Here is a 14,501-nt window from a genome sequence, read left to right as displayed (position 1 = left end):
TTCCTCAGCGCAGGTTGATGGTGGTATTCACGCCGTCGTTGACGCTGTCGTCATCGAACCAGCGCGCCGTGACCGTTTTGGTCTGGGTGTAGAACTGCACCACTTGCTTGCCGTACGGGCCGAGGTCGCCGAGTTTCGAACCGCGCGAACCGGTGAAGCTGAAGAACGGTACCGGCACCGGAATCGGGATGTTGATGCCGACCTGGCCAACGTCGATTTCAGTCTGGAACTTACGCGCCGCCGCACCGCTCTGGGTGAACAGGCCGGTGCCGTTGCCGAACGGGTTGGCGTTGACCAGCGCAATGGCCTGATCGAGGGTGTCGACCTCCAGCACCACCAGCACCGGGCCGAAGATTTCCTGGGTGTAGATCTGCATGTCGGTAGTCACCCCGGAAAACAGGGTCGGGCCGACGAAGTTGCCTTCCTCGTAACCCGGCACGCTGATGTCGCGACCGTCCAGCTCGAGTTTTGCGCCTTCCTTGATGCCGCTTTCGATCAGATCGAGAATCCGCGCCTTGGCCTTTTTCGAAATGACCGGGCCGACATCGGTGCCCGGCTCGTTGCCGGCGTTGACCTTGAGTTTCTGCGCTAGCGCTTTCAGATCCGGCAACCATTGTTTGGCCGCACCCACCAGCACCACCACCGAGGTGGCCATGCAACGCTGACCGGCCGCACCGAAACCGGCGCCGACCAGCGCATTGAGCGCTTGCTCGCGATTGGCATCCGGCAGCACCACCGCGTGGTTCTTCGCGCCCATCATCGATTGCACGCGCTTGCCATGCTTACCGGCCAGGTCATAAACGTGGGTGCCGACGGCGGTCGAACCGACAAACGAAACCGCCTTGATGTCCTTGTGGGTGCAAAGGCCATCGACCACGTCCTTGCCACCATGGACGACGTTCAAAACACCGGCCGGAATGCCCGCTTCAATCGCCAGTTCCACCAGCAACATGGTCGACAGCGGATCCTGTTCGGATGGCTTGAGGACGAAGGTGTTGCCGCAGGCGATGGCCATCGGGAACATCCACAGCGGAATCATTGCCGGGAAGTTGAACGGAGTGATGCCGGCGCAAACGCCGATCGGCTGGCGCAAGGTGTAGGTGTCGACGCCGCCGGCCACGTTCTCGGCGAACTCGCCCATTTGCAGGCTGCCGATGGAGCAGGCGTGCTCGACCACTTCCAGGCCACGGAAAATGTCGCCTTCGGCATCGGCAATGGTCTTGCCCTGCTCGGCGCTCAGCACCACGGCGATGCGTTTGGAATGCTCACGGATCAACGCCTGCAGCTTGAGCATGATGCGCATGCGCGCGCCGATCGGGGTCAGTTTCCAGGTCTGGAAGGCGCGCTGTGCGGCGCTGACGGCGGCGTCGACTTCAGCGGCGGTGGCGAACGGAACCTTGGCCAGAACCTGCTGGGTCGCCGGGTTGACGATGTCGTGCCACTCGGTGGTCTGCGACTCGACCCACTCGCCGTCGATCAGCAGCTTGACCTTCTGGATCGTGGTTTCGTTGGGCGTAAGCGATGCGTTCATGCTGGTCTCCAGAACTTGTTTTTATCTTAGGAGCCAAGGCGAAAGGTTCGCCTTGAGATGAGGCGTGTGTCACGAATTGGTTGTCGGACTGTTTTTGGAGTATAGATGTGCAAACTTCTAATAAGAACGCACATATAAGCCCGTCCATCATGCAAAAAAACATCACGTCTCTAGGTTCGCTGAACTGGGACGACCTCAAGTTTTTCCTCGAAGTCGCCCGTACCCGCAAGGCCAGCACGGCGGCCAAGCGCCTGGCGGTCGACTACACCACCGTGTCGCGGCGGATCAGTTCGCTGGAAGCGGCGCTCGGCACTTTGCTGTTCGAAAAGTCGCGTACCAGCGGTTTCGTACTGACTGCCGAAGGCCAGCGCCTGCTGAGTTATGCCGAGTCGATCGAAAGCACGCTGCACATGGCCTGCGAGCAGGTCTCAGGCTCCGGCGTCGCGCTGTCCGGGCATGTGCGCATGGGTTGCACCGAAGGTTTCGGCAGCTTCTTCATCACCCCGCAACTGAGCCACTTCGTCGACGCCTACCCGGCGATCTCGGTGGACATCCTGCCGCTGCCGCACTTCATCAGCCTGTCCAAACGCGAGGCAGACATCGTCATCGCCCTCGAACGCCCGGAACACGGGCCGTACGTGTGCTGCAAACTCTGCGACTACCGCTTGCAGCTCTACGCAACCCAGGAATACCTGGACAAGCACCCGCCGATCCGCCGCCCCGCCGACCTGGGCAAGCATCAATTCATCAGTTATGTGGATGATCTGGCGTTCAGCTCGGAGCTGCTGTATCTGGCGAACGTGTTGCCCGGCGCCAGCGCCAATCTGCGCAGCACCAGCGTGATTGCGCAGTTCGTCGCAGCGCAGCAGGGGCGCTCGCTGGCGATTCTGCCGTGCTTCCTCGCGGCACAGGATCCGCGCCTGCTGCCGGTGTTGCCGGAGGAAATCGACATCACCCGGCAGTTCTGGATGTACTGCCGGGAGGATCTGCGCAAGTTGAAGCGGATCACGTTGCTGTGGGATTACATCCGTGAGGTGACAGAGCGCAATCAGGCGCTGTTGATGGGTGAGACCCGCGAAATGCAATTCGCCGATTAATCGGCGCTGACCACAATCGACACCCGGCGGTTTTCGGTGCGGCCGGCGGCGGTGTCGTTCGAGGCGACCGGTTCGCGGCTGCCGAGTCCTTGCAGCTGGATGTTCTCTTCTTTCATGCCGACCGAGGTCAGCACTTTACCGACGCTTTTCGCGCGACGCAGAGACAGCTGCTGGTTGTAGGTTTCCTTGCCCGAAGCGTCGGTATGGCCATCGACCCGCACGCGCTCGATGCCGACACCCAGCAACGCTTTGCCGATGCGCTCGACGATTTCGGTACTTTGCTGGTTCAGGCTTTCGACATCGCTGCCAAACAGCACTTTGCCCGACAGGCCGAACTCCCAGCCATCATCGGTCAACTCGAAGCCTTGCTGCTTGAGGACCGCAACCTGGGCGGGCGTCAGGCCTTTTTGCGGGGCGGTCTGGCAACCGGTCAGGGCCAGCATGGCCGTCAGCAACAGGGTGGAAAACAGTCGAAAGGAAAGTGAGAACACGGGCATCAGCTCCTGGTTTGAACGGGATCGACCGGGTGCTCCGACCCGGCCGTGGATTGGGCGCCGCGCGACAAACGCTTGGCTTGATACATCGCGGCATCGGCCGCATCGAGCAAGGTGCCGGGCGTGACGCCATGATCGGGGTAAACCGCGATGCCGATACTGAGCGACGTCACGACACTGCTGTCGCCCGGCAGCGCAATCGGGGTGTCCATGCTGGCGAGGATCTTGTCGGCAATGCGCTCGGCGTCTTCGGTCTTGTGCAAGGGCGTGAGCAGAACGGCGAACTCGTCACCGCCCAGACGCGCCACCAGATCCTCTTCACGCAACTGCGCCCGCACCCGATTAGCCACCGCCACCAGCACCGCGTCACCGGCGGCATGACCGAAGTTGTCGTTGATGTCCTTGAAGCGGTCGCTGTCGAGAAACAGCACCGCCACGCGCTCGTTGAGTTTGTGGGCGCTGCGTAGCGCACGGATCAGGCGGCCTTCGAAAAAGGCCCGGTTCGGCAAGCCGGTGAGACTGTCGTGGCTGGCCTGGTGGGCGAGGGTTTCGTTCTCGCTTTGCAGGTGGGTTTGCCAGTCTTCGAGTTCATCGAGCAAGGCATTGAAGTCATTGCCGAGGTTGTCCAGTTCGGCAATCTTCGCCCGTGGCACCCGTCGATCCAGTGCCCGCTCGCTGCGGGCCGCATGCGCCACCGCCGCCAGGCTGTGCAACGGGCCGATGATCCTGCGCAACTGACGCTGCGCCAGATAGAGCGCGACCCAGGCGCTGATCGCCGTGCAGAGAATGATCCCCGCCAGACCGCTCAACAGAAAGCGCATCAGGCTGCCGCCGTGGCCGATCAGTAAAATGCGCCCGATCTCGCGATCCTGATGCTGAATCGGCAGGTTGATGGGTTTTTCCAGAATCACTCGCGCGACCTGCATCTCCAGCTCGGAAATCAGGCCGTTCTCCGGACGCTGCCAGCGCGCGAGCAATTGGCCCTGAGTGTCCAGCACCTGGGCATCGGCCACTTCTTCGGTCGAGGCGATCAACGCCAGCGCTTCGGTCGCGGCGGCCTTGTCGTTGAACACCACGGCGGCTTCCACGGTGTAACTGATCGAGCGGGCGATCAAGTGCAGGTTGTGATCGGCATAGACCCGCAGCGCCAGCACCCCGAGCAGCGTCAGCGACACGCTGGCCATTGCCACGGCGACCAGCGCCACAATCAGGTTGCCACGGCCGATGACCGAGCCGAGGGTCGGGCGCCCTGTGGATTTGTCGCGTCTCATGGCACCGCCGGTTTGCGGCGCGACAACTGCAGCACGCTGGGATGAATGCGCACACCGCTGCGGGCAACGGAGTCGAGATTGACCTCGAACGACACTTGTTCATCACCAACCCGCAGGCAGAACAGGCTACCGACCGTGCATTGATCGCCGCCTTCGCTGATGCTCAGCACCGGATGGCCGATCAGGGACGCGAACAGCCGGCTGCGTTCGTCGGTCGTAAGCTTACCGATGTAGACCGCGTCGCACTCGCTGACGATGGCCGGATTGTCGGCCAACAGTCGACGCACGATGACCGGACGGCCCGTGGCCTGGGTCGTGCCCTTGACCAGGTCGTCGGTGTATTCGGTCGGGCCGACGATGCACAAACGTAATTGCGCCGGCTCTACCGGCCAGCGCGCGTAACTGAGGATACCGAGGACAACCTGGGTGACGGATTTGGCCCGCTGTTCGGCCATGCCCGTCGGGGGTTGAGCCTGGGCAGCGGCCACACCCGTGAGCAAACAGAGCACACCGGCAAGCAACGCCCGCTTGCAGCCAACTACGCGCTCTGTCGCCCAGACAGCCACCTTCATGCAGGGATTCTCTTGGATCGTTACGAAATGATGCCGCAACGATAGCACAGGGTTGGAACACCAGCGATACAGCGACCTCTGACCGGTCGATCAATTATCGGCGGCAATCGAAGGCACCTTCATCCTTTATGCGGCGCCCCTTCTTCCAGTTCCAGCATCAGTCCACTCAGGCGCTTCACCTTGCGCTGCACCGCTTCTTCAAACACGCCGCTCCGAGGTTCGATCAAGGTGAACCAGTCCTTGGCCCGGGTAATTCCGGTGTAGATCAGCTCCTTGGTCAACACGGGATTCAGGGCGTCCGGCAGGATCAACGCGGTATGGGCAAACTCCGAGCCCTGCGACTTGTGCACGGTCATCGCATAGACGGTCTCGACATCGTTGAGCCGGCTCGGCAGCACGAAACGCACCCCGCCGCGCCCGTCGTTACGCGGGAACGCCACTCGCAACACCGACTTGCCGGCATCCGGGCCATCGCGCTCGGGCAATTTCAGGGCGATACCGATGTCACCGTTCATCAGCCCCAGACCGTAGTCATTTCGGGTCATCAGCACCGGCCGGCCTTCGTACCATTGCTGATCACTTTCGATCAGCCGCGCTTTGAGTAACGCGTCGGTGATGCGCTGGTTCAGCCCCTCGACACCCCACGGCCCTTTGCGCACTGCGCACAACAACTGGAAGGTATCGAAGGCCCGCAGGACGTCACGCGCCCAGTCGACCCAGCCTGAATGTTCGAGCGGCGTTCCAATCGCCGGACGTCGATCGCGCAAGACGCTCAGATAATGTCGATAACCGTGAGGGCCTTCGCCGTGTCCATCGAGCACCAGGTGCTCAAGTTTCCGGTCGTGCTCGTTCTGAAGCGGCAACGAAAACACATCTCCATGAGTCTTGGCTTCCAGCAACCGCCGAGCCTCGTCCGGGAGTTGCTGATTCACCCGCCGCGCCAGTTGGCCGATGCCGCTGCCCTCGCCGAAACGCCGCGAGTGACGCAACATCACCACTTGCTGGGCCAGCGGGTGCGAACCGTCAGTGCCTTCGTGCAAGCCGCTGTCCTGCAGGGATTCGCCGCTTACACTCTCCAGCCACTGGCGGGTCTGCGGACTGTACCAACCGGCTTCGGCATCGCGGCACAAATCTCCCAGCACCGCACCAGCCTCCACCGAGGCCAGTTGATCCTTGTCGCCCAGCAACACCAATCGGGCATGAGGCGGCAAGGCATCGAGCAGGTTGGCCATCATTTCCAGGTCGATCATGGACGCTTCATCGACCACCAGAACGTCCAGGGGCAGACGGTTACCGGCATGGTGGCGAAAGTGCCGCGTGCCGGGACGACTGCCGAGCAGGCGGTGCACCGTGGTCACCTCGGTCGGGATTTTTTCCCGGACGCTATCAGCGACCTTCAGCGATTGCACCTGCTGACTGATGGACTCGGTCAGCCGCGCCGCCGCTTTACCGGTAGGCGCCGCGAGCCGAATGCGCAATGGTTGATGCGCCTCGACCGCAGGTGCCTGGAGCAACGCCAGCAAACGGACCACCGTCGTCGTCTTGCCGGTACCTGGACCGCCCGTGATGATGCTGAAGGCACTTCGGGTGGCCAGGGCGCAGGCGAGTTTCTGCCAGTCGATGACATCCGCACGCTGCGCTGGATCGAACAGCTCGTCCAGCCGCCGTGCAAGATCGGATGGTGTCGCTTCCTGCTCCGCGAGCCGCTGACGCAATGCGCTGTCGATACGCCGCTCGTAGGCCCAATAGCGCCGCAAGTACAAGCGCTTGCCGGACAACACCAGCGGGCGTTCCTGCGACGACGCACTTTCGTCGGCGGCCAGTGCCACCAGCGAACTGCCGGCCAGTACCTTGCACCAGTGCGCTCCGTCGAGGGTTTCGAGCAGTTGCGATGGCAGCAGCAACACGCCGGGTTGTGCATCCCCCTCTGGCGGTAGGGACAAAGCGAAATCCGGCGCCTTGAGGGTTTCGAACAGATCCAGACAGACATGACCATGGCCGAGCTGGTGACTGGTCAATGCGGCGGCGAGCAACACCAGCGGATCGACATCGGGTGCCAACTCATGAAGAAAGGCCACGAATGCCTTGTCCAGTGCCCGCAACCAGCCACGCTCGACCCATTGGGTCAGCAACAGCAACAGATCATCGGCACGGGTCAGGGGCGTCAGTTGCGCGAGGCTGTCGGCGGTCAGCGGCGTTGGCAGCAGGTCGGCGAATGTCCGGTTCATAGCAATACTCCCTGTTCCCACGCGGGCTCGGCCTTGGGTTGCGGTTTGCCCTGGAACATCAAGTCCAGACGCTCGATCAGCGCCCTTGGTGGTCGCGCGAAGTAAACGCCACCGCCAGGGGCCCGTGTCCCGCGCAGGAACAGATACAACGCGCCGCCGATATGCCGGTCGTAGTCGTAATCGGCGAGCCGCGCCTTGAGCTGACGATGCAGTGCCAACAGGTACAGCACGTATTGCAGGTCATAACGGTTGTCGAGGATCGACTGCTCCATGGCCCGCTCGGTGTACGCAGCGTCATCGACGCCCAGCCAGTTGGATTTGTAATCGGCCACGTAGTAACGACCCTCGTGCTCGAACGTCAGGTCGATAAAGCCTTTGAACATGCCATTGAGCTGCACCGCTTCGGCGCCGACCCGGGCCACGCCGTTGTGGGTGAACTGACGCACCTGTTCGTCGAGCTTGAGCACGTCGACTTTGTGGCTGGCAAACCAGAACTCCATCTCGACCCGATACTGCTTCAATTGCCCAAGCACCACTGGCGGTTGGTCGAGCCCTGCGGGCAGTGGCAGTTTGAGCAAGTGTTGCAACCAGTCGCCGAGGGTGGTGATCCAGCCTTCCCAACCCCGCCGATTGCAACGCCGGGCGATCGCATCGTCCAGCGACTCGCGGGTGACCGCGAACCCTTCCTCCCCTGCCCACTCCAGCAAACCGTGAAGAAACGTTCCCGGATTCGGCCCGCGAGGGAAGCGGTGAATATCGGCCCCGCCGGCGATGATCTCGCGCGGAGCTTCAGGATCGAGGCGTTCGTCGTCGAACAGTTTTTGCGCTTGCGGACTGTCAGGAGCTTCGTCATTGCCGACGCTCAGCACGTCACTGATGCGCAAGGCGCTGTACGATGCGATCCACCAGTTTTCGCTGGCCCTGCGGCTCGGTAAAAGGGTGGCACGTAGCATGGCTTCGTTACGCGGAGGCTGATACTCCTCGCTGGTGGCCGCCGGCATTTCAACAACGCTCAGCGCCGAACAACCCTGTTGCAGATCGTCCAGCCAACGGGCCAAACCGCTGGATTCACCCAACGTTGCGCCACCGCCCAACAGATAGCCCAGTGCAGAAAGATGCAGCACCGAGCTGCTGTGATTGCCGCGTTTGAGATCCGCCACCCCGAGCCAGCACGCATGTTGTGCGCGAGTCAGCGCGACGTAGAGCAAACGCAGATCCTCCGCCAGGCGCTCGTTGTCCGCCAGGGCGATCAGTTCGGCGTCGGGCTTCAGACTGATGCGGGCCTTGCCGGACTCATCGTGGTAATGCAGCGGCAATCGACTGCCATCCATGGGTTTGGCCGAGCAGATGAAAGGCAGGAACACCAACGGGTATTCAAGCCCCTTGGACTTGTGAATGGTCACGACCTTGACCAGTTGTTCGTCGCTTTCAAGACGCAGGATCTGCTCTTCACCTGCCTGCCCTGACAGCGCCAGATGCTCGGCCAGATGACGGATCAGTGCCTGCTCGCCATCGAGTTCCGACGCGGCCTGTTGCAACAACTCCGACAGATGCAACAGGTTGGTCAGCACCCGCTCGCCATCACTGCGGGCAATGAGCATCTGCGGCAGTTGAAAGTCGTGCAGCAGGCGCCGCAACATCGGCAGCACCCCTTGCTTGCGCCAGAGCTCACGATAACCACGGAACTGCATGACCCGGGATTCCCAGACCAGTTCGTCCTGATTCAGGCGCTCCAGTTCAGCCAGCGGCAGGTTCAGCGTGATGCACGCCAGCGCCGCTTTCAGGGAGCGTTCGACATCCGGCTCGGCGCACGCCTTGAGCCACGACAACAGGTCATGGGCTTCCTGTGCGGCAAAGACCGAGTCCTTGTCCGACAGATAAACGCTGCGGACTCCGCGCGCTGCAAGCTCACCGCGTACCGCCTGCGCCTCTTTACCGTCGCGCACCAGGATCGCAATGTCCGCTGGCCGCAGCCCACGCCAATCCTTGCCGTCCTGCGCAAACCCGGCACGACCGGTTTGCCCGCCATTGAGCAGAGTCGTGATCTCACTGGCGCAGGCCGCCGCCAACTGCTGGCGATAAACCGCCCCGGACAGTGGTTTGTCGGTGGATAAATGCCAGATGTTCAGCGCCGGTACGTCCAGCCCGGATACCTGCAAATGTTCTTTACGACCCTGAGCCTCCACAGGCTGGAACGGCACCGGGTTATCGCCACTTTTCTCTCGGAACAGAAATGCTCCGCGCCCTTGCTCACGGGACTCGGCACGTTCGAAAACATGGTTGACCGCACTGACCATCCCGTGACTGGAGCGGAAGTTGGTGCCCAGGGTATGCAGGCGTCCGGTTGTGGCCTGGCGGGCTCGCAGGTAGGTGTAGATGTCCGCGCCACGGAAGGCATAGATCGCCTGCTTGGGGTCGCCAATCAGGAACAGCCCGGTCTCGGGGTTATTCTCTTCAACGCGATAGATGCTTTCGAAGATCCGGTACTGCACCGGGTCCGTGTCCTGGAACTCATCGATCAGGGCGACCGGGAACTGCTCGCGGATGAGCGTGGCGAGCCGCTCCCCACCGTCGGATTGCAAGGCCGAGTCCAGACGCAATAGCATGTCGTCGAAACCCATTTCGGCTCGACGGCGCTTCTCGTCTTCAAAGCGGGCACCGACCCATTTGGCAGCATGCTGCAGCACGGCCGCATCGGGCGTCGGCAAATTGTCGAGGCTCGACTTGAGCACAGGCATGGCATCCAGGCCCGGGTGACTCGGCGGCTCGCCCTTCCAGGCTTCAGCCATGCCCTCCGGCGTGAGCCTGGCGAACCCGGTGCCGATATCCAGTTGCTCGAACGACTCGTCCTCGGCCCAGGCCTTGAGCTTTTCGAACCAGGGTTCGAAATAGCGGGCTTGCATCTTGCGCCCGTCCACGGTTTTGTTGGCGACGCCCTGATGACAGATCGCGAGCAACTCATCGGCCCACTGCCGCCATGGTCCCTTCAACTCCACCAATGCCGCACGGCGTTCCTGCAGGCATTCTTCGATCAGCTCGGAGGGGGTCTTGTCAGAGTCCGCTTCGCGCTCGGTGCCAAACAGCCCACGCACTCGCGGTAACAGGGCCGCCGGACCTCCCCAGTGACTGCGGACCCAGCTCAATGCATCGCCCTGCATCGGATAGCAGAACAGCCGCCAATAATCGCGCAGCACTTCGCCGAGCAGGTCGCTGTGATCGGTTTCCAGGGTCTGGGTAAACAGACTGCCGCTGTCGAACGCATGCTCGCGCAACATTCGCTGACACCAACTGTGGATCGTCGAAACGGCGGCTTCGTCCATCCATTGCGCGGCGATATCCAGGCGGTTCGCGCAACCGGGCCATTGTTGCGGATCGAACTGTGCACGCAGTTCATCGATCAGCGTATCAGGGGGAGGCGTCTCGTCACGAAAGAAACGGGCGGCCTCGGCCAGACGCGTGCGTATACGTTCGCGCAGTTCTTTGGTGGCCGCGTCGGTGAAGGTCACCACGAGAATCTGCGGGGGCAACAGCTCACGACCGAAACCGCTCGCCTCGCCTCCGTGGCCGAGGATCAACCGCAGATACAACGCCGAAATGGTGAACGTCTTGCCAGTGCCCGCACTGGCTTCGATTAGTTGACTGCCTCTTAACGGGAATGCCAGGGCGAGCGGCTGTTGGTTGCTCATGCGCCTGCCTCCTCTTGGGTCCATGAACGCCACGGTGCCTCAAGCAAAGGGCGATACAGTGCATCACACCAACCGGAGAATGTTTCATCCGCCTGCAGTGCATCGAAGTCGACGAATTGTCGGGATAGAGCCGGACTTTCACGCCGCTCGCCTTCGCTGGTCTGACCATCGCCCTCATAGGCTTTACGGGCAGCCGCTTCAGCCTTGACCGGATCGGTCTGGGCCAGCCATGCAAAAGCCGTTTTCACCGCGACCGGAAGTGGCTGGCACATGCCCGTCTGCCAGGCGAGCAGCAGATCCTCGAGAATTCGCCCCGCTCGAGTCCGCTCAAGAGGTTCAAGAAGGAGCGTGTCATCACTGGCCACCAGTGCGGTCGTCAGGGAGAGTCCACTGGCGCACGCGACGAGATGGCTGACCCAGGGCTTGGTCATGCGATGCCATTTGCGGCTCTTGATCGAGCCTATGCTGTTGGGGATTGTTGTGACCGACAGTACGCCGCCATCGGCGCGCCGGTGCAAACCGCCTAGCCATCCTTCAAGGCGCAGTTCCTGCCATTCAAAATTGATCGGTAGCGCGTTGGTTAGCGGTGTCGGCCATAACGCCAACAGCTGTTGATATCGTTGCAACAAGTCTGGCAAAGGCTCGATCAACTCTCGTTGAAGGCATTCACCGAACCCGGCCATGGGCAGCAGTCCGCTGTTCTGCAGGCGTCGGGCTTGAGACTCGAGCGCCTGATCAACATTGTCCGGGTGTCTCAAGGCTGCCCCGAGCAAGCTGTCGCTGAGCATGTATCGCTGCAACGCATCCAGCACAAAGGGTTCCTCGTCAGCCTGAGGTACCTGCGCCGCTTCAAAGTAAACCTTGAGTCGCTGAGTGAAAAAGTGTCGAACCGGATTGCGCAGGAAGTCCTGCAGCAGCTCCAGACTCAACGGTTCCTCCTGAACATGGGGGGCAAGCATTGTTGCGACGTCATTCTGCTCGTGATGCTGATGCAGCACTTGCCATTCGCTGGCATAGCTGAACAGTTTGTCTTCCTCATGGAAGTAGCGCGAACTGAATGGCTGCAACGGATGCTCCTGAGTCATGGCAATCAGAAGATCTTCGTTGTCGTCGACCGATCGCCATCCATTGGCGAGATGATCGCGCAACTGGCCGATCAACACAGAGGCTGGCCGCTCGCTGTTGTCGCGAATGCTGCGGCCCACCCAACTGATGTAAAGCTGATGACGGGCGGACAAGAGCGCTTCGAGCAGAAGATAGCGATCATCCTCCCGACGGGATCGATCTCCCGGCCGGTAGTCGCTGCCCATGAGATCGAAGTCCAGCGGCGGTTGGGCGCGTGGATAATCGCCATCGTTCATTCCCAACAGGCAAACCAGCTTGAACGGGATCGCGCGCATCGGCATCAGTGTGCAAAAGTTCACGGCACCGGCCAGGAAGCGCTGCGACAGACGCCCCTGATCCAGTCCCGCCAGCCAGGCCTCGCGGACGACGGTCAGTGGCAGCTCGTCCAGCAGACCGACGGCTTCACAAGTTTCCAGCCAGGTTTCGCGCAACTCCTCGAGTTGAGCCAGCAGATAGTCGTCATGCTCATCTTCGGGCTTGAAAAACAGCTGCATCAACGCCTGAAGCCGATGTCCCCATTCCTGCGGTTGCGCGGGTTTCATCAGTTGCTGATGCGAGAGTTCCAGTGCATCCAGCAACGCTACCAACGGGCCGATCAACGCGGCATCGAGACCACCGATTTCATCGTAGGGTTCGATATCCCCACAGGCTCCGGAACTGCCGACGGCATAGCCGAGCAGCATCCGACGCAGGCCGAAGCGCCAACTGTTTTGCTCCAGTTCGTCGGGCAATCCCAGTTCGGCCCGTTGCCCGGCATCGATCCCCCAACGTACGCCGGCCCCTTCGATCCAGCGATGCAGAGTCGGCAAGTCTCGCTCCTGCACACCAAACCGGGCGCGTAACGCAGGAACGTCGAGCAGGTCGAGAATTTCACTGACGGGGAAACGACTGTCCGGCAGCTTGAGCAGATGCTCGACAGCGATCAGTAATGGATCCCGTCCGCGCTGCCCCTGATCGGCCATGGTGAAAGGAATGAAGCGTGGATCCTGACGATCCAGTTGGCCAAATACGGCGCGGATATGCGGCGCATAACTATCGATGTCAGGCACCATCACGATCACATCGCGAGGGCGTAATTGAGGGTTGGCACTGAAACGGGCCAGGAGTTGGTCGTGGAGAATCTCCACTTCGCGCTGGGCGCTATGAGCTATGTGAAAGCGGATCGAATCGTCTTGAGTCAGATCGACTGCCGGCCAGAGCGTTCGAGTCTCGCTGAGCGGCCGCAGCTCCAGAATGTCGTCCTGTAACTGATTGAGCATGTTCTTCGGCTGGTTTTCGCTGAACAGATCGATACGTCCATTGCGAAATGCTGCGCGATAGCTGTCCGGCTCGTCGTAGCTGTCGAGAAGGTTGATGTAATCGCGACCTTGCTTGCCCCACGCTGCGAGGAGCGGGTGAGCATGTTGGTGGAGCGATTCCGAATCCAGCACCACAGGCATGCCGTTTTTTCGGGCCTGCCGCTTGTACTGATGACGCAAGAGATCCTTGTCGGCAACGATATCGGCCCAGTGATAACGACAGGGGTTATGGACGCACAATAAAACCTGGCTGAAACGAGACAACCCGGCCAATGCTTCCAGTACCTGGGCGGGCAACGAGGAAATTCCGAAAACGATCACTCGCTGTGGAAGTCCGGTCGGTGCGCGTTCAAGACTGTTGATGCGCTCCATGAACCGCTGGTGCACGCCCGCGCGACTCTGGGCCATGCCTTGCTCGCCCACATCGTCCAGCAGAGCGCGCCACAATTCTGCCTGCCAGCAACTGGTCGGCGAGAGCGGCTTCGCTTCACCTCTTACATTTCGGAGTTGATGATGCCCCTCTGCCCAGTCCTCAAGCCAATCAGCGCGGTAAACCTGGTATTGGTCGAAGAGGTCTGCCAGACGTTCGGACAACTGGTAGCGTTTGCGCAGATCGGTGTCATGGGTGAGAAAGCGTTGTAGCGGTTCGAAATGCGGACGGGTGATGACCTGTGGCAACAGGCGCATCAGACGCCAGGTCAACGGTGCCTTGTCGAGCAGCGACTTTGCCGGAATTTCCTCTCGTCCCAGAACCATCCGGTAAAGCTGCCACATGAAACTGCCCGGCAGTTGCACATCAATAGCGGCGGCGATACCACAGCCGCCGGAGTCGTCCTCTTCAGGGTCCTCAGCCAGTGCCAGCTTGAGCCATTGAGCGATGCCGTTGCTCTGTACGAGCGCGATTTCGTTCTCCAGGGGAGCCAGTGGATAGCGCCGCATGATGCTGATCACAAGGCTGCGCAGTTCATCCAGGCTGTTGCTCTGAACGACCATGAATGCAGCGTTGAGGGACTGGGTGTCCGGCATGAAGGCTTCCTTGGAAAAGTACAAAAGCTAGGGCTGAACCTTAGCATTGTCGGCCGGCGGCGACAGCCGCAAGGCGGCTGAGAATGCTGTAAGAACTTTCCTGCGGGCAAAACAAAACCCCAACTGCTTTCGCAATTGGGGTTTCGGAATTTAATCTTGACGATGACCTACTC

8 protein-coding genes are annotated in these 14,501 nt (G+C 61.1%); 1 reads left to right on the top strand and 7 read right to left on the bottom strand.

Going from position 1 to position 14,501, the window contains the following annotated elements; genetic code table 11:
• Window positions 1–4: 4 nt before the first annotated feature.
• The gene (locus C1X29_RS24760; RefSeq protein WP_102718594.1) at window positions 5–1,531 is read right to left on the bottom strand and encodes a CoA-acylating methylmalonate-semialdehyde dehydrogenase; all 1,527 of its coding nucleotides are present in this window, start codon (window positions 1,529–1,531) and stop codon (window positions 5–7) included.
• A 149-nt stretch (window positions 1,532–1,680) separates the two neighbouring features.
• On the opposite strand from C1X29_RS24760, the gene C1X29_RS24755 reads away from it, so the two are divergent.
• Complete coding sequence (locus C1X29_RS24755; protein ID WP_039772937.1) at window positions 1,681–2,628, top strand: LysR family transcriptional regulator; 948 nt, start codon at window positions 1,681–1,683, stop codon at window positions 2,626–2,628.
• Here C1X29_RS24755 and C1X29_RS24750 read toward each other — a convergent pair.
• The 6 genes from C1X29_RS24750 to recC all read right to left on the bottom strand — a co-directional run bounded on the left by C1X29_RS24750 (window position 2,625) and on the right by recC (window position 14,328).
• Window positions 2,625–3,125: an OmpA family protein gene (locus tag C1X29_RS24750; protein ID WP_170844893.1), complete on the bottom strand. Its 501-nt coding sequence runs from the start codon at window positions 3,123–3,125 to the stop codon at window positions 2,625–2,627. The genes C1X29_RS24755 and C1X29_RS24750 overlap by 4 nt on opposite strands.
• Complete coding sequence (locus C1X29_RS24745) at window positions 3,125–4,393, bottom strand: diguanylate cyclase (RefSeq protein ID WP_085746836.1); 1,269 nt, start codon at window positions 4,391–4,393, stop codon at window positions 3,125–3,127. Before C1X29_RS24745 ends, C1X29_RS24750 begins: the two co-directional genes overlap by 1 nt.
• On the bottom strand, window positions 4,390–4,965 hold the full coding sequence (locus tag C1X29_RS24740) for a YfiR family protein (protein WP_085746835.1): 576 nt from the start codon (window positions 4,963–4,965) through the stop codon (window positions 4,390–4,392). The genes C1X29_RS24745 and C1X29_RS24740 overlap by 4 nt, the downstream gene beginning before the upstream one ends.
• Before the next feature lie 119 nt (window positions 4,966–5,084).
• A complete protein-coding gene (gene recD, locus C1X29_RS24735) occupies window positions 5,085–7,193 on the bottom strand; it encodes an exodeoxyribonuclease V subunit alpha (RefSeq protein ID WP_102718593.1) in 2,109 nt (702 codons plus the stop codon).
• Window positions 7,190–10,879 carry an exodeoxyribonuclease V subunit beta gene (gene recB / locus C1X29_RS24730; protein ID WP_102718592.1) on the bottom strand — a complete coding sequence of 1,230 codons (3,690 nt, stop codon included), beginning with the start codon at window positions 10,877–10,879 and terminating at the stop codon, window positions 7,190–7,192. The genes recD and recB overlap by 4 nt, the downstream gene beginning before the upstream one ends.
• The gene (gene recC, locus C1X29_RS24725; RefSeq protein ID WP_102718591.1) at window positions 10,876–14,328 is read right to left on the bottom strand and encodes an exodeoxyribonuclease V subunit gamma; all 3,453 of its coding nucleotides are present in this window, start codon (window positions 14,326–14,328) and stop codon (window positions 10,876–10,878) included. The genes recB and recC overlap by 4 nt, the downstream gene beginning before the upstream one ends.
• Window positions 14,329–14,501 lie beyond the last annotated feature (173 nt).

The sequence above is a fragment of the Pseudomonas sp. GW456-12-10-14-LB2 genome, from assembly GCF_002884345.1.
Classification (GTDB): Bacteria; Pseudomonadota; Gammaproteobacteria; order Pseudomonadales; family Pseudomonadaceae; genus Aquipseudomonas; species Aquipseudomonas paraglycinae.
The sequence above is the reverse complement of the archived record's forward strand: the minus strand, read 5'-3'. Positions and strand labels throughout refer to the sequence as shown.